The following is a 15828-nucleotide window of genomic DNA, read 5'->3' as shown; positions in this document are numbered from 1 at the left end:
TAATATATAGCGACTGGTTGTGTGAATCAAGCAGCTTTAGCTATTTTTGTGCTAAGTGCTGGTTTTTTATTCATAACGGACTAATTTCGCACGTTCTGTAAAAACCTTGCCACCAAGCAACATGGCTTTTCGCAGAGTGCTTAAGACTTTGTAAAATTGCGTCATTACTGTCGCTATCTACAAACTGGGCCATTTCGGTGTCATGCCATATTTGCTGGTAAAGAGGTTGTAGGGTTTCTAATCTACCCACTAAGAATGATTGATAAGGCTGTAGTTGCTCTAAATAAAACTTTTTAAACACATTGCTAAGCGTTTGCGCTTTTTGTTTATTCTTGTTGGCAGGGCAGAGATCATCTTTTGAATACTGCATGAGCAGCGCTGTTAATTGTTGATTGTAATGTGTTTGCACACGAGCCGCAGAAATAAGTAGCTTGTTGTATTTAAAACGATTTAATACTTCGAGTTGGCTGATGATTTGCTCAGGCTCTATAGCGTTTATTTTGCCGGTATTAATTTGATTGTTTAACTTAGCAATTTGCTCCATCGCACTCACGGTTTCGCTAAAACCTGCGGTGTTTTCATCAATGTGTGTCGAGCTTAGCTGCCAGCTTTGCTTAAACTCGGTTTCGTTGAGCAGCATAGCTTTAAAGTAGTTAGCAAGGTTTGCTTGCTTTTGTCCTGCGGTGAGTTTTATTTTTTCAAATAGATCATCTTGTTCTTCAAAGCTTTCTAAGCACTCATTTGCACTTTGAATAAACTTAATTTGATAACTAAGAACATTAGCAGGCGTTGCTGTTTTGCCAAGTTGGTTATTGTGCTCAGCAATAAGGGTTGCAAGTTTACATTGACGTAATTGGGCAAGCTCGATCATGCCAATGGTTGCTTTATCTTCAGTATTTTCAGTGAAGTGGTTAACAGCTAGTGTACTGGGTTTAGATAGTTTAAAACTTTCAGTTTTAAGCACGTTTTCTAATCGTTGCGCGTAGGTGTGATTTACATCACCCGAAGAGGGCGTGCAGGCAATAAGTGCCACGCACGCTGTTGCGATGATAGAGTTTAAAAGGCTATTGGTTTTGCAAAAAAGGTGCATGTTTAAATCGCCTATGAACCGTGAACATCAACATAATTGCTGCGGCACTTAACCCCACAATAATGCCTATCCAAAAGCCATGAGGGCCCATTGCTGGAACAATTAAATCTGTACGAGCAAGTACGAAGCCAAGCGCAAAGCCGATCAACCAATACGATACAAAGGTGATATAACCAATCGGTGCCGTGTATTTTAATCCCCGTAAAATACCATTGGCTGAAACTTGCAGGGCATCTGGTAACTGGTAGATACAAGCCAGTACCATGATTGAAGAAGCTAGCGCCAATACTTCAGGGTTGTCAGAATACAATTGGCTTATTATATCTCGAGCAAAAAAGGTCACACTTGCCAGCAGAAAAGCAATAATTGCCGCGAGAATATAACTCGTTTTAACGGCATTTTTTAACTGCAGATAATGTTGTTGGCCAAATAAGTTGCCTATTCGAATGCTAATGGCAATTGAGAGGCTCAACGGCATCATAAACAATAGTGTCGTTACACTGGCCGCAATTTGGTGACCCGCAACGGCAACTGCACCTAAGTGCGCTATAAACAAAGGAATACAAGCAAATAGCGTGACTTCAAAAAAGGTAGCTAATGAAATTGGAATACCCACTTTGGTGATAGTCCATAAAGTAGCGGGCTTTGGCGCTTCGAAATTTGCTAATAATGCTTTGGCATCAATCTTTTTATTAAAGTGGCAATAAATAACCTGAGTTAACGCCATTGCAGTAAATACAAGTGCGGTGGCAATACCACAGCCCGCGCCACCGTAGGCTTGAAAACCTAATTTACCATGTATAAATACGTAGTTGGCTGGAATATTGACCGCTAAGCCAATTAAGCTAATGTAAAAAGCAGGTTTGGTCATTCCCATACCTTCAGTGATATTGCGATACACACTGAAAAGTAAAAAACCAAAAATACCCCATTTAACAAAATGAATGTATTGCTCAGCTAAGTGGGTAATAGACTGTGAGGTGTCTAATTGACTAAGCACAGTATCAGCAAGGCTTGCCAGCCCTAAACCGATTATGGCAAGTACTAACGCCAGATACAGACCTTGTTGAAAGTAGTGGCTAATACCTTGTTTATCGTTTGAACCAGCAAACTGCGCTATGATACCCGTCAACGCCAATAATATGCCTTGCAATGCAAGCATTAACGGATTCCAAATACCCGTTGCAATAGAAAGTGCTGCCAAGTCTGTTGCACTTACTTGGCCTGCCATCACGGTATCTACAACCGTCATTAAAATAAGGGTTACCTGTGCCAAATAAACAGGAATGGCTAACGAAATTAACCTTTTGGCTTCCCAACTACAAAAAGACATAAATTACACGACTAAATAAACAGACAGCCATTGTAATCTATTCATAGATCAATAAAAATCGCAGTTATCTATTTAATAAAGAAAAGAGAAAGCGATGTTCACTGGAATTGTGCAAACGCAAGCCGTTGTCGTTGATGCGACAAACCAAGGCGGTGTACTAAGGCTAGCTTTAAAAGTAGAGCAGCAATATGCTGAAAACTTGAATATCGGCGCGAGCATAGCCATTAATGGTTGTTGTTTAACGGTGGTGAAGTTTGCATCTACCACTGAAGGTGACTGTGTTATAAATTTTGATGTGATAGATGAAACATTAAAGTTAACCAACTTAGGTATGCTTGTTGTCAATGACACGGTGAATTTTGAACGTTCAGTGACTTTTGGTACTGAACTAGGTGGGCATATCGTATCGGGCCACATTCATTGTATGGCCGAAATACTTTCAATTAACCACCATCAAGACAACTGTAAAATGCAATTAGCATTAGCAAAAGAGTGGCAAAAATACGTTTTGTATAAGGGATTTGTGAGCGTTAACGGGGCAAGCCTCACTGTAGGTGAAGTTGATGAGCAGGGCTTTTGGCTACACCTGATCCCAGAAACACTCTCTATTACCAATCTAAATAACTACCGCGAAGGCGATAAGTTAAATATCGAAGTTGATCAGCAAACTTATACCATTATCAACACGGTCGAAAATTATCTTTCGCAACAAGCAAAATAAATACATCAAACGAGCAAATTAAAAAATTTGCTCGTCGTCACTATCGACATGTAATTCGAGTTTGTTGTGTGCGTATCGATATGCATATTCAAATGGATAGGGTTACAGCATGCTGCGCAATCTTCATAGTAATCTTGGTCACCGTCACTTGCATCAAGTGCTACATGAATGTGGTGGCCACAGTGAGGGCATGAAATCCGTTGTGTGTATTGGTCTTTCATCAGCTTTTACCTTAATCAGGCATGCCTGAGTTCGTTAAATTGCAATCTTCATTAAACCCTAACTCATCAAAAATGAATCTAGATTTAATTAGATTGATATAACTCACTAACCGAATAGATGTAAGCGTAGTGCTACCAATTCGGTTAGCATCTTTATTAATACGCTTTATAAGCTAAATATAGCTGTGTTTAGCGGTTTGTGACATTCCTTTTACAATGATTTCGTGCTTATTTCAGTAGCTGATCAATTTGTTGTTTTGCTTCAGTAAGATAGTGCCCAGCAAATATGTTGGCATTATTGAGCATAGGATATAGTTGATAGATAGCTCTACGTTGCTCATAACCTACCTGCAATGGGTAGATATCGTTATAGGCATCATAAAAGCTATCGGGGAGTGGTGCATAAAGCTCACTCATTGCTATATCGCATTCCCGATCACCATAATAACAAGCAGGGTCAAACACACTGGGCACATTATTATAAAAGCCCATATTTCGGCGCCAAAAATCTCCGTGTAATAACGAAGGCTCTACAACATGGCTATGTAGTGCGTCTTTTACAAAAGTGATGAAGGTGTCTTGATTGACAAGCTCAATGCCTTTTTCTTGTAATAACTGCAATTGCCAACCAATGCGTTCTTCAGCAAAAAAGACATCCCATTTTTTGTGCCAGCGATTTGGTTGTAGAGTAGGGCCAAGAAAATTATCGTTATCTAAGCCGAACATGGCTTGGGTATGCTTTTGGTGTAAATGGGCAAGGTGTTCCCCCATTTCATGCCAATTAGTATGGGGCTGTTTATCAAGTTCTAACCATTCAAGCACGATAAATGAAAACTCAATATTGCAACCTGTGGTGATGCAATCAGGGATCATAAATAGGCTTTCTTGTGTTAACAGCTCTAGATTAGAGGCTTCACACTCCAAGCGCTCCAGATCGCTTAAATGAGCGACTTTCACAAAGAAGTGGTGTAAATCATCGCCAATTTGGAAGTATTTATCGTTATTGGGTGATTGTAATTGGCGCTTAAAGGTATGCTTAAAATCAAAATGCATCGCTTGGCTAATCTGTTCATTCACCGAATTCCACATAATTTTGTTCACCTTTTAACCATATAATTAAACTATGGCAAAAAGACGATGAATTAACAAACCCATAGCGTTAATATTGTTAAAGTTTATCGAAGTATTTATGAGGGGTCAGATGAATAAAAGTCTCATTACTAATTTAGTGGCGCTTGCCTTAGTATTAGTCGGATTTTTATTTGAACAAGCAATTGTGCTTTCTGTTGGTTTATTTGCGTTATCGGGCGCAGTAACTAACTGGCTTGCTATTCACATGCTATTCGAAAAAGTACCATTTTTATACGGCTCTGGGGTTATCACTCTAAAGTTTGCCTCTTTTAAAGTGGCTATTCGTAACCTGATAATGACCGAGTTCTTCGCCGAAGAGAAAATAGATCAGGTCATGGCGCTCGCTAAGCCAAATATTGATTTAGAGCCTGTGATCAGTGAAGTTAATTTAAGTCCGGCTTATGACTCTTTAATTGAGGTTATCGAAAACTCTCAATTTGGTGGCATGCTGTCGATGTTTGGCGGCCGTGATGCGCTCGAGCCAATGCGAGAGCCTTTTATTGAAAAAATGAAAGCGGCGGTGATTGATATTTCGAAGAGCGACGAATTTAAAACCATTCTTGATGAAAAGCTATTTGCCAACTCTCATCTTGGTGGCTCATTACACGGTACAGTTGAGCGTTTAGTTGATGAGCGTTTGAATGAGCTTACGCCAACAATGGTAAAAGATATTATTCAAACCATGATCAAAGAACATTTAGGTTGGTTAGTGATTTGGGGTGGGGTGTTTGGCGGCTTATTTGGCTTGATTGCTGCGCTTGTATAAAAAATGTGTAGCAGGCCTTTTGTAACCTGCTACAGCGAATTTATCATTATTTAGAACCTGCAATTACAATCACAGTGTCATCAGATGCTTTAGCAATATCTTGGATACTGGTTTTTGTAGCTGTATCTAAATTTAGGTATTTTGCAGAATTATGAAAACCATAAGTGCTTGCAAACTTATCCGTTGTCATGTCATTGCAAAGTAGTTTTTCTGTCATTACTCGTTTGCTTAAGCGTAGATCGCGCATTGTGCTTGATACGTTTAATGGTTTGTTAGAAGCAATGGCCATGCAAGCTTGCGTGCCTACAGAGTCATCTGCTGCGACAAATTGTGCTGCAGTTGCATCAGTTGCTGCTAATGAAGAACCTAAAATTAATGCTGTACCTAGTGCTGTAGTTAACGTATTCATCTTTCTCTCCAGTTGTTGTCCGTATTACGTTTAGTATGTGCGACCTCGCTTTTATGGATACTTCACACTTCCTGTTTGCTGGGCACATTTAAAGTATTACGCTAAACAAGAACAATTGCTGTTAATGAAAATCGACAAGATGTAAGTAAGTATGTAGATGTGAACAAGTAAAACTAACCGCTTGATAAGTGCTATTTTAAAGTGTGAATTTTGACACAAATAGGCTGAATTTTTTTTCATTTATTTTTTTAAAACGTGTTTTGGCTCGTATTAAAGGCTTAATTTTTACGTAGCTGTTACATTTAAGTATTAACTCTAGCTTTTCTTAAAAAGGCATTCAGAGTATAAGGAGCATGAGTGACCACAAAATTAGCAGGCTATTATCAACAAGCCTATGCATCTGAATCAAAACACTTCAATCAATGTTTTTATTGTGGTTGTGAAGCAACTGAGCGAGATTTTTGTCCGCCACTGCATATGCTGCAAAGTATTATAGATTTGGGCGAAGAGGCCGAATATATTTCAATTCCTGCTTGTTATGAGTGCTTTGCATTACTGCATAACGAACGTGTACTAACCATTGATGGGCGAGTGACAAAGCTTAAAAAGAAACTTTCAGCAAAATATGCAAAAGCGCTGCGAATTTATCATATGTGGCATGAAAGTGAACTTCACGATATGAGCGATGAGTTTGTACACAGTATTAAAGCCGGCATGAAGCTAGGTGCAGAGGCGGCAGAGCGACTTGCATTTCAAGGTTATAGCTATGCAACTGAAGATGCCAGTGTCACTATTCGTGAGAAGCGCACCGAATTTGATGTGCAAGGCAAAGTTTTTTATGACTTTAAAGACGCGCTTAACTACTGCATTAATGATTTACAAGTCGATAGAACAGAATTCTATAAACTGGTGGTGGAAGATTATAACGGTGATTTTAACCGTGCTTTAAGCCAGTACCGTCATCGACACGATAAAGTAACTGCAGCAAATGATGCTGATTCACTGATTAAAATTTTTGCGAAGCAGCATAAACAAAATTCAGACTTTGTAACTCGCACGGTGAAACATTTTATCAACAAAGATCCGAGTTTAACTACCGAAGGTGCGTTAGAGCAGCTATATAACAACTACATAAAGAAATAGAGCGCTGCGGGCTGGTTATTCATCTTGAAAATTGGTGACTGGCCTCTTTTGTTCGCATTCACATTAACATTTAGTTAAAGTAAATGAATAATAAAAAGGAGAAACAACATAATGCAAAAATTTGCTCCATCCGTGTTGGTTATGGCGCTTGGTGTCGCGTTAGCGGGCTGCCAAGACAATGGCCCACAAGATCCAAAAGTCTCAATTAACAAAAACCCATACCCAAGCACCTATAAGCCACTTGCATCGCAAAGTACGTTAATCACCAACGCTACTGTATTAACAGGCACAGGTGAACGCTTAGATGATGCAGATGTTTTCTTTGTTGATGGCAAAGTACAACAAGTAGGTAAGGACCTATCTGTTCAAGCAGACAAAACTATTGATGCACAAGGTAAATGGGTAACACCAGGTATTATTGATGTGCACTCACATTTAGGTGCATACCCAACTCCTTCGGTGGCCTCTCACCAAGATGGTAACGAAATGACTAGCCCAGTGACTGCAGAAGTGTGGGTTGAGCATTCAGTATGGCCACAAGACCCTGGTTTTAACCGTGCTCGTGAAGGCGGCATTACGTCGTTACAGATTCTACCAGGTTCAGCAAACTTAATCGGTGGCCGCGGTGTTACGCTTAAAAACATTCCATCGCACACGATGCAAGGTATGAAATTCCCTGATGCACCGTATGGTTTAAAAATGGCGTGTGGTGAAAACCCAAAACGTGTTTATGGTCGTAAAGGTGTTTTACCATCAACGCGTATGGGTAACATGGCGGGCTATCGCACAGCGTGGATTGACGCAACAGAGTACAAGCGCGAGTGGGATAAATACGAAAGTGACTATGCTGCTGGTAAAAACCCTGCAGCACCTCATCGTGACATTAAGCTAGATACGCTAGCGGGTGTGTTAGAAGGTGACATTTTAATTCATAACCACTGTTATAAAGCAGAAGAAATGGCCATGATGATCGATCTCGGTAAAGAGTTTGGTTATCACTCTGGTACTTTCCATCACGGTGTTGAAGCATACAAAATTGCTGACTTACTGGCTGAAAACGGTAACTGTGCGGCACTTTGGCCAGATTGGTGGGGCTTTAAAATGGAAGCCTACGATATGGTTCAAGAGAACGTAGCAATTGTTGATGCAGTTAAAAATTCATGTGCTGTTGTTCACTCAGATTCTGATACAACTATTCAACGCCTAAACCAAGAAGCCGGTAAAGTAATGTACCGCGCGAATGATGTGGGTTACGACATCTCTGAGCAACACGCAATTAAGTGGATCACTTCAAACGCGGCTAAATCACTGGGTATTGATGATAAAACAGGGTCACTTGAAGCTGGTAAGCAAGCTGATGTGGTTATCTGGAACCAAAACCCATTCAGTGTTTATGCAAAAGCTGAACAAGTATTTATCGATGGTGCCAAAGTGTATGATCGCAACGATGATAAATACCAAGCACAAAGCGATTTCATGCTAGGTCAAAAATAGGAGTAACATTGATGACAAAATTAACTAAATCATTAAAGCTGTCACTTGTTGCTGCTGGCTTATTTTCTGCGACAGCAAGTGCTGCATCACTCGCGATTGTCAATGCGACACTACACACTTCAACAGAGCAAGGCGTACTTGAAGGCGCAAGCGTTGTTATTGAAGATGGCAAAATTGTTGCTATTAACCCTGCCTCTATCAACGCGGATACAACGATTGACGCCAAAGACCAAATCGTAACTGCTGGCTTTATTGGCACAATGAACCAGTTAGGCTTAGTCGAAGTGGGTGCAGTTGATGGCTCACGTGATGGTGGTGACGACAAAGCGGGGATTGATTTTGATCCAAGCCTTGCATTTAATCCTCGCAGTAGCTTAATTCCTTATGCTCGCAAAGGCGGCATTACTCAGGATGTAATTGTACCAAGTGGTGGTGACAGTATCTTTGCGGGTCTTGCCTCTGTGGTTGACTTATCAGGTAGTTTTGAAAGTGTGAATAAAAAGCAAGTTGCACTTGTTGTTCACCTAGGCGAAAAGAGCAAAGGCTCACGTGCTATGTCGATGAAAACACTTATCGACAAGCTTGAAGGCGAAAAGTCAGCTAAAAAAGATGACAAAAAAGAGCCATCGACAGAGCAAAAAGTGCTAGCAGCTGTACTGGCTGGTGATATGCCTCTGATTGCGAGTGTTCAACGTGCATCAGACATCTATGAGCTTGTTAAGTTGAAAGAAACTTATGGCATTAATTTAGTAATTCATGGCGGTGATGATGCCGTTGTGGTTGCTGATACACTCGCTAAAGCTAACGTGCCTGTGATCATCAGCTCAATGGCAAACTTACCAGGCAGCTTTGACTCACTTCATGCAAACCTTGCTAACGCAGGGAAGCTTGAAAAAGCCGGTGTTAAAGTCATTATTGGTGTTGCGGGTGATTCAAGCCACAATGTATACCAATTACGCTTTGATGCAGGTAATGCTGTGTCTTACGGTATGAGCCAGCAAGGTGCACTAAGTGCCGTAACCAGTAATATTGCGGATGTTTTTGGCTTAAACTCGGGCACGATTGCAAAAGGTAAGCGTGCAAACCTTGTAATGTGGTCTGACGATCCGTTTGATTTTAAAGCTCACGTGAGCAAAATGTGGATCAACGGTGAAGAAGTTTCTACCGAAGCGCGTCAAGACAAACTACGCGACCGTTATACAACTGACTCAACGATGCCTCGCGCTTATACTAAATAAGCGTTCAGCATATGAAAAAGGCCGCAAATTTGCGGCCTTTTTTTAATACATATTTTCAAACTAAAAGCTAAAAAATTAGATTGCTTAGTTTATAAAGGCTAAGGCCAAATATAAGCAGTATTACTGGCACAATCACAAGGTTAAGTAACAGCGAATTAGTGTAGCCTTTCATCACAGATTTTTGATTCACTAACCAAACAAGATAACAGGTCACAATTGGAAGTAATAAACCATTGGCAGCTTGCGCAAAGATAATAACCGCAACCGGATCAAGCCCAAGCGATGCGACCAGTGCACCGAAAACAAGGATAACAATAGCAACGAGTTTAAAGCGTGTATTACTCATTTGCGTTGACCAGCCCAGCATCCCACAAACAGCGTAAGCACCCGCAAGAGGGGCTGTTATTGCACTAGTAAGTCCGGCCGCACATAAACCGATAGCAAAGAAATAATGAGCCATACCCCCTAAAAGAGGCTCAAGTTGCACAGCCATATTTGCCGCTGATATTTTTCCAGCGTCGGTTCCATAAAATGCCACTGATGCTGTCGATAAAATGGCTAACGTAATTATGCCGCCTAAAGTAATCGAAATACTGGTATCAAGATTTGTTTCTTTGATGACTTTGTCGATGTTTTTTGAGCTATCGTGTTTTTCAGCAAGCACGCCTGAATGTAAAAATAGGTTATAGGGCACGATAGTTGTACCAATTAAGGCAAGCACGGTAGTGAGAGAATCCTCTGGTAAGCTGGGTATAAAGCCTTTTAGTACTTCCCCAAGTGGTGGAGCCGCCATCACTAGCGTTGAAATAAACACTAAGCTCATCAACACTACTAAAACAATTAACGCCCCCTCAATGACTTTATGTTTGCCAGTATACAAAAGCACTGCACTTAAAATTGCAATAAGGGGAGTCCAGAGTATTGGGCTTATTGACGGCATTATTTCTTGCAGTCCTAAACTGGCACCAGTCAGATTGCCTGCTTCATAGGCTGCACTGCCAATACCAATTGCACTTATTACTAATATAGCAGCCAGGGCTTTAAAAATTGGTGTTTGAATGGTGGTTCTAAGTGCAGACGCTAAATCAAGTCCTGTAGCCACACCAAGACGAGCAGCCATGGATTGCAACAAAATAGTCGCTACAACAGAGAACAATAAAGTCCAAATAAGAGCAAAGCCAAAATTAGCACCAGCAACACTGGCAGTGGTGATGGTACCTGGGCCGATAAAAGCAGCGGTGACAAGAAGTCCGGGTCCTAAACGCATGATAAAACCTTTTATTATTATTTTTAGTACATTAACGGATAGATAAAACAGCTATCGTTATATAAAACAGATCTTAAGACTATAGAGAGTCGAAGCAAGGGTAAAGTAAAAGAGGTGAGTCGCGTAAAGTTCGCGTGTTAACTAATACCAATCCACTCTGTAAATTTTATATAAAGTGGGTAGCAGTGGCACTGCATACATAGTTTTCAATAAATAGATAATCATTTAAAATCAGTAAGTTATTTTAATTTGTGGTTTGGTTGGTTTTTTGCAAGGGATAGGCATTCATGTTGTTATACAAAAGGAAATGAAAATGCCTGAACTTACTTTTTCAGCATACGCAGCTGTGTATGTTTATCTAATTATGCTGACTATTCAGTGGATAATTGCTTCTGTCACTAAAGCCAAACAACCCAATGCAGTGCCTGGTAAACTCGATAACTCATTAAGCCATGACAGCTTTGTTTTTCGTTCACATCGCACATTTATGAATACATTAGAAAATAGCCCGTTATTTTTAGGTACCGTATTTCTTGGGTTCTTTTTAAACTTGAACAGTAGTGCATTTGCACTGTGTATTTGGATGTATGTGATAGCCAGAATCATTCATATGCTGCTGTATTATGGTGTGGCTACTGAGAAGAACCCAAGCCCACGCAGCTATTTCTTTTTAATCGCTGCTTTGGCAAATAGTGTGATGCTAGTTATGATTGGTTTACGTTTGATTTAAACAGCATTGCTAACAATAAAAAAGGCATTGAACGAAAATTCATTCAATGCCTTTTTTAATAGTGAAAACCTAGCTACTCAACGCCGATAAAGCCACCGGTTTGATGCGACCACAGGGCAGCATAGATGCCACCTTGTGCGATTAATTGCTCATGAGAGCCTTGTTCAACCACGCCACCTTCATCAAGTACAATGAGCCTATCCATTTGCGCAATAGTTGATAAACGGTGTGCAATGGCAATTACAGTTTTGCCAGTCATTAAATCGTCTAGGCTAGTTTGAATCGCGGCTTCAACTTCAGAATCAAGCGCACTGGTTGCTTCATCCAATATAAGAATTGGCGCATCTTTTAGAAGGACTCGTGCAATAGCAATACGTTGACGTTGACCACCAGAAAGCTTCACACCGCGTTCACCAACTTGTGCGGCAAAGCCTTTATTGCCTTTGCTGTCTTCAAGGTCTTCGATGAACTCAATTGCTTCTGCTTGCTTTGCGGCCGCAAGCATTTCATCTTCAGTTGCATCGGGTCTACCATAAAGAATGTTATCTTTTACTGAGCGGTGTAACAGTGAGGTATCTTGCGTCACCATCGCAATGTGCTTACGTAAGCTTTCTTGGCTTACCTCAGCGATGTTTTGACCATCAATACGAATTGTGCCTGAATCAACATCATAAAAACGCAGTAATAAATTCACTAAGGTAGATTTACCCGCACCAGAGCGACCCACTAAACCTATTTTTTCACCCGGTTTGATATCTAGATTTAAACCATTGATAACAGGGCCGCGATGGGTTTCGTTGGCAGCTTTACCATAGTTAAATTGCACATTATCAAAGCATATCGACCCTTTATTAACCTCAAGGGTACTCGCGTTTTCTTTATCATCCACTTCAATCGGTGTTGATAGCGTTTTCATACCATCAGCAACAGTACCAATGTTTTCAAATAGACTACTGATCTCCCACATGATCCACTGTGCCATACCGTTTAATCTCAGTGATAAACTTACCGCAATGGCGATTGCACCAACACTGATGGCGCTAATTGACCATAGATACAAAGAGAGGGCTGCAATACTGAATACCAATAAATAATTTAGCGTGTTAATAGAGAAGTTTAGGCTAGTAACTAAGCGCATCTGCTTGTATACCGGCTGTAAAAACACATCCATGCTATCTTTTGCATATTGCTCTTCTCGCTGCGTGTACGAGAACAATTTGATAGTCGAAATGTTGGTGTAACTATCCACCACACGGCCGGTCATTTCTGAGCGTGCATCAGCTTGCGAGCTGGCTACTTTTTTTAGCTTAGGAACAAAATACATTTGAATAGCGGCGTATAAAACCAGCCAAATCAATAATGGCAACATTAAACGCCAGTCAGATTCTGCGACCAAAAACACCATAGCACCAAAGTAGACCACGATATACATAAGTACATCGAGTAATTTCATCACAGATTCTCGAACAGCTAATGAGGTTTGCATCACTTTTGTCGCAATACGGCCAGCAAATTCGTTTTGATAAAAACTAACACTCTGACGAAGCAAATAACGGTGGGCTAACCAACGGATAGACATAGGGTAGTTACCAAGCAGTGCTTGATGTAACACCGCTGAGTGAAAGAACACGACAATAGGTAACACCACCAGCAACATAATTGCCATTTTTGTCAGTTCAGCCTGCTGTTCAACAAACAAGGTATCCGGGGTGTATTGACCAAGCCAATCGACCAGTTGCCCCATGTAACTAAATAGCGATACTTCTAAAATAGCGAGTGCTGCGGCACTTAACGACATCAGCAGCAATGAAAGCTCCATGCCACGGGTATAATGACGGCAAAAAGCAAATAAGCTATTAGGTGGTTGAGAAGGTTGTTCTTTAGGAAACGGATTAGTCATCCGCTCAAATAAACGATACATACACGACGCTTTTTAAATATCAAAGTGGCCTTACTATACCATTTGAGTGGTTTTTTAGCAGTTCATTTAATTTAAAAACTAAGATTAAAATCTATCAACTATTCAGTTATTTACATCTAGTCTGAGAAATGAAAATATAATAAGAAAAAGGAATTAATGATGAAAAAGTTGCTTTGTACGCTGTCCCTCATTTTCAGCTTACCGCTTTGTGCATACCAAACCGATACCCACATATTTAAGGGTAAAAAAACTGCCATCGAAAAACCTGTAACGGTGACATTACCGGATGGCTATCAAGACTCAAAAAAGTACAATGTTATCTATGTATTACACGGTTACAGTGGTAATCACAGCGATTGGACTAAGCTGACAAACATTGAAAAACTGGCAGACCAATATGATGTCATCATAGTTAACCCAGATGGTAACTTCGGTTCGTGGTATCTCGATTCTGATATCGACAAAAACTCGCAATACGAAACCTACATCGCAGACGATTTACTAAATTATATCGATTTCAAATATTCGACCAATCGGTCTAAAAGTGGCCGTGCAATCACAGGCTTATCAATGGGTGGCTTTGGTGCTTTGCACATTGCAATAAATCACCCAAACCTGTTTGCAGCAGTTTCAGGAATATCTGCTGGAGTTGATGTTAGGCCCTTTAGTGCAGAGTTTGACCTTGCAAAAGTACTAGGCAGTTACGCTGAAAACAAAGAAAAATGGGATAGCATTGCCATTATTAATAACCTTCATAAAATTGCTGCTGGCAATACGGCATGGAAAAAAGGCGCTGATACCTTACCGATTATGCTTGATATAGGCGTTGATGACTTTTTTATTGAGCAAAACCGAGCGCTACACCAGGCGATGTTAAACATGCGCATCCGCCATGATTATGTTGAACGTCCGGGCATTCATGACTGGCGCTATTGGAATAAAGTGATTGCCTATCAATTTTTATTTTTAAACTCTCATATGGCGCCATAAAAGATGTTTCAACGTATTCTTGTGTTAATTGCTATCGGCTTTTTTGGTTTTATTGGTTGGGTTATCTATCTTGCCAATACTGGGCAAAAGTCGGTGTTTTTCGAACTTGTTGCGGCAATTCCTTACGGTGATAAGTTGGGGCATTTTTGCTTATTTGGACTACTTACGCTATTCATCAACCTTGCCTTTAAGTTTAAAACAATGAACGTTGCTGGGCGGCCTATTTATTTAGCTGTGCTGATTGTAAGTACATTTGTGATTTTAGAAGAGCTAAGCCAGTATTTTGTAGAATCTCGAACGCTAGATTTTGTTGATTTAATCGCTGATTTTGCGGGTATTGCCGTATTCAGTGCTTTTTCAGCTTGGCTTTGTAAAAAGTTATATCCAATTAAGGTCTAAACTTTCAGTGACTTGTTAGGTTTCGTCTATACTCAGTGTAGACCTAGCTTAAAAGTTGCGTATGAACATAGATACATCGGATTACTTGTCAGACATTATTGAGCTTCTACTCGATGCAGTATGCGTAGTTGATGCCAAAGGCACGTTACTTTTTACTAATCCAGCCTTTGAAACAATTTTCGGATACGCGCCAGAAGAAGCCATCAATAGAAACATGTTGGACTTTGTTTATCCAGAAGACAGAGCCAAAACCATCAATGCCATTAATCAAATAGTGGTTAATGATCAGCATCCACGATTTGAAAACCGCTGGGTTAGAAAAGATGGCAGAGTAGTGCATGTTTTGTGGTCTGTTTATTGGTCAAAAGAAAAGCAAGTTAGAGTAGCTATTGCTTATGACATTACAGAGCAAAAAAAGCTCGAACAAAAACTGATTTATATGGCAGGGCATGACCCTCTGACCGATCTTCCCAACCGCAGTTTCTTAACCACCCAGCTCGAGGAATCATTGTCAATTGCGAACACCATTTCAACCGTGATTGCAGTACTGTTTATCGATATTGATGGCTTTAAGCAAGTAAATGATATTCATGGTCATGGCGCTGGCGACAAGCTCTTAAAAACTATTGCTATGCGTATTCGTCATGTCTTAAAAAAAGAAGATAGTGTAGGGCGCTTAGGGGGCGATGAATTTGTGGTGATCCTCAATAGCATTAAACACAAAAAAGACGTCATCGAAATGGTTGATGAATTAATAACCGAGATTTGCCAACCCTTAATTTATAACGACGCAGAGCTTATTTACTCGCCAAGTATAGGCGCCGTATTGTTCCCTGAGCATTATGGTGACGCAGAGTATCTCATTCAGTGTGCTGATAAAGCCATGTACAAAGCAAAGTATGAAGGGGGTAATCGCATGGTGTTTTATAATGAAGGAATAAAGTTACCCGGCGCTAAAAACACAGGGTAACTTTG

General features: G+C 40.4%; 15 protein-coding genes and 1 pseudogene. 9 read left to right on the top strand and 7 right to left on the bottom strand.

The genetic code is table 11. The features are described from left to right. Positions 1-70: 70 nt before the first annotated feature. Together C2M25_RS08495 and C2M25_RS08490 are read right to left on the bottom strand one after the other, a co-directional pair. Positions 71-1090, bottom strand: coding sequence for a DUF3080 family protein (locus C2M25_RS08495; RefSeq protein WP_105180889.1), 1020 nt, complete (start codon positions 1088-1090; stop codon positions 71-73). Further along, a complete protein-coding gene (locus C2M25_RS08490; protein WP_105180888.1) occupies positions 1065-2423 on the bottom strand; it encodes an MATE family efflux transporter in 1359 nt (452 codons plus the stop codon). The genes C2M25_RS08495 and C2M25_RS08490 overlap by 26 nt, the downstream gene beginning before the upstream one ends. A gap of 94 nt (positions 2424-2517) precedes the next feature. On the opposite strand from C2M25_RS08490, the gene C2M25_RS08485 reads away from it, so the two are divergent. Then, on the top strand, positions 2518-3144 hold the full coding sequence (locus C2M25_RS08485) for a riboflavin synthase subunit alpha (RefSeq protein ID WP_105180887.1): 627 nt from the start codon (positions 2518-2520) through the stop codon (positions 3142-3144). 18 nt (positions 3145-3162) lie between these two features. On the opposite strand, the pseudogene C2M25_RS08480 reads toward C2M25_RS08485, so the two are convergent. Continuing rightward, positions 3163-3365, bottom strand: a pseudogene (locus C2M25_RS08480) (CPXCG motif-containing cysteine-rich protein). 228 nt (positions 3366-3593) lie between these two features. Further along, positions 3594-4454 carry a fructosamine kinase family protein gene (locus C2M25_RS08475; RefSeq protein ID WP_105180886.1) on the bottom strand — a complete coding sequence of 287 codons (861 nt, stop codon included), beginning with the start codon at positions 4452-4454 and terminating at the stop codon, positions 3594-3596. Between the two features lie 112 nt (positions 4455-4566). Here C2M25_RS08475 and C2M25_RS08470 point away from each other — a divergent pair, with 112 nt between their 5' ends. Further along, a complete protein-coding gene (locus C2M25_RS08470; protein ID WP_063704977.1) occupies positions 4567-5262 on the top strand; it encodes a hypothetical protein in 696 nt (231 codons plus the stop codon). A 46-nt stretch (positions 5263-5308) separates the two neighbouring features. On the opposite strand, the gene C2M25_RS08465 is transcribed toward C2M25_RS08470, so the two are convergent. Continuing rightward, a complete protein-coding gene (locus C2M25_RS08465; protein ID WP_105180885.1) occupies positions 5309-5671 on the bottom strand; it encodes a DUF3718 domain-containing protein in 363 nt (120 codons plus the stop codon). Between the two features lie 357 nt (positions 5672-6028). Between C2M25_RS08465 and C2M25_RS08460 the strand changes: the two genes are divergently transcribed. From C2M25_RS08460 to C2M25_RS08450, 3 genes are all read left to right on the top strand, one after another. Then, positions 6029-6814 (top strand): hypothetical protein, encoded by a 786-nt coding sequence (locus C2M25_RS08460; protein ID WP_105180884.1) that lies wholly within the window; start codon positions 6029-6031, stop codon positions 6812-6814. A 111-nt stretch (positions 6815-6925) separates the two neighbouring features. Further along, positions 6926-8308: an amidohydrolase gene (locus C2M25_RS08455; RefSeq protein ID WP_063704983.1), complete on the top strand. Its 1383-nt coding sequence runs from the start codon at positions 6926-6928 to the stop codon at positions 8306-8308. 11 nt (positions 8309-8319) lie between these two features. Continuing rightward, on the top strand, positions 8320-9546 hold the full coding sequence (locus C2M25_RS08450; protein ID WP_105180883.1) for an amidohydrolase family protein: 1227 nt from the start codon (positions 8320-8322) through the stop codon (positions 9544-9546). Positions 9547-9613: 67 nt separating this feature from the next. Here the strand turns inward: C2M25_RS08450 and C2M25_RS08445 are convergent, their stop codons facing one another. Then, a complete protein-coding gene (locus C2M25_RS08445) occupies positions 9614-10813 on the bottom strand; it encodes an Nramp family divalent metal transporter (RefSeq protein ID WP_063704987.1) in 1200 nt (399 codons plus the stop codon). 313 nt (positions 10814-11126) lie between these two features. Between C2M25_RS08445 and C2M25_RS08440 the strand changes: the two genes are divergently transcribed. Beyond that, complete coding sequence (locus tag C2M25_RS08440) at positions 11127-11543, top strand: MAPEG family protein (RefSeq protein WP_063704989.1); 417 nt, start codon at positions 11127-11129, stop codon at positions 11541-11543. 73 nt (positions 11544-11616) lie between these two features. Here C2M25_RS08440 and C2M25_RS08435 read toward each other — a convergent pair whose 3' ends face one another. Beyond that, positions 11617-13464, bottom strand: a complete 1848-nt coding sequence (locus tag C2M25_RS08435; protein ID WP_063704992.1) for an ABC transporter ATP-binding protein — start codon at positions 13462-13464, stop codon at positions 11617-11619. A 159-nt stretch (positions 13465-13623) separates the two neighbouring features. Here C2M25_RS08435 and C2M25_RS08430 point away from each other — a divergent pair, with 159 nt between their 5' ends. From C2M25_RS08430 to C2M25_RS08420, 3 genes are all read left to right on the top strand, one after another. Then, positions 13624-14454, top strand: a complete 831-nt coding sequence (locus C2M25_RS08430) for an alpha/beta hydrolase (RefSeq protein ID WP_105180882.1) — start codon at positions 13624-13626, stop codon at positions 14452-14454. A 3-nt stretch (positions 14455-14457) separates the two neighbouring features. Then, on the top strand, positions 14458-14853 hold the full coding sequence (locus tag C2M25_RS08425; RefSeq protein ID WP_063704997.1) for a VanZ family protein: 396 nt from the start codon (positions 14458-14460) through the stop codon (positions 14851-14853). Positions 14854-14914: 61 nt separating this feature from the next. Further along, entirely contained in the window at positions 14915-15823 is a 909-nt protein-coding gene (locus C2M25_RS08420; protein WP_105180881.1) for a sensor domain-containing diguanylate cyclase, read from the top strand. The last annotated feature ends 5 nt before the right edge of the window (positions 15824-15828 follow it).

The sequence above is a fragment of the Pseudoalteromonas sp. T1lg21 genome (assembly GCF_002964625.1).
Taxonomy (GTDB): Bacteria; Pseudomonadota; Gammaproteobacteria; order Enterobacterales; family Alteromonadaceae; genus Pseudoalteromonas; species Pseudoalteromonas gelatinilytica.
This window is presented reverse-complemented; position numbering and strand designations above follow the sequence as displayed.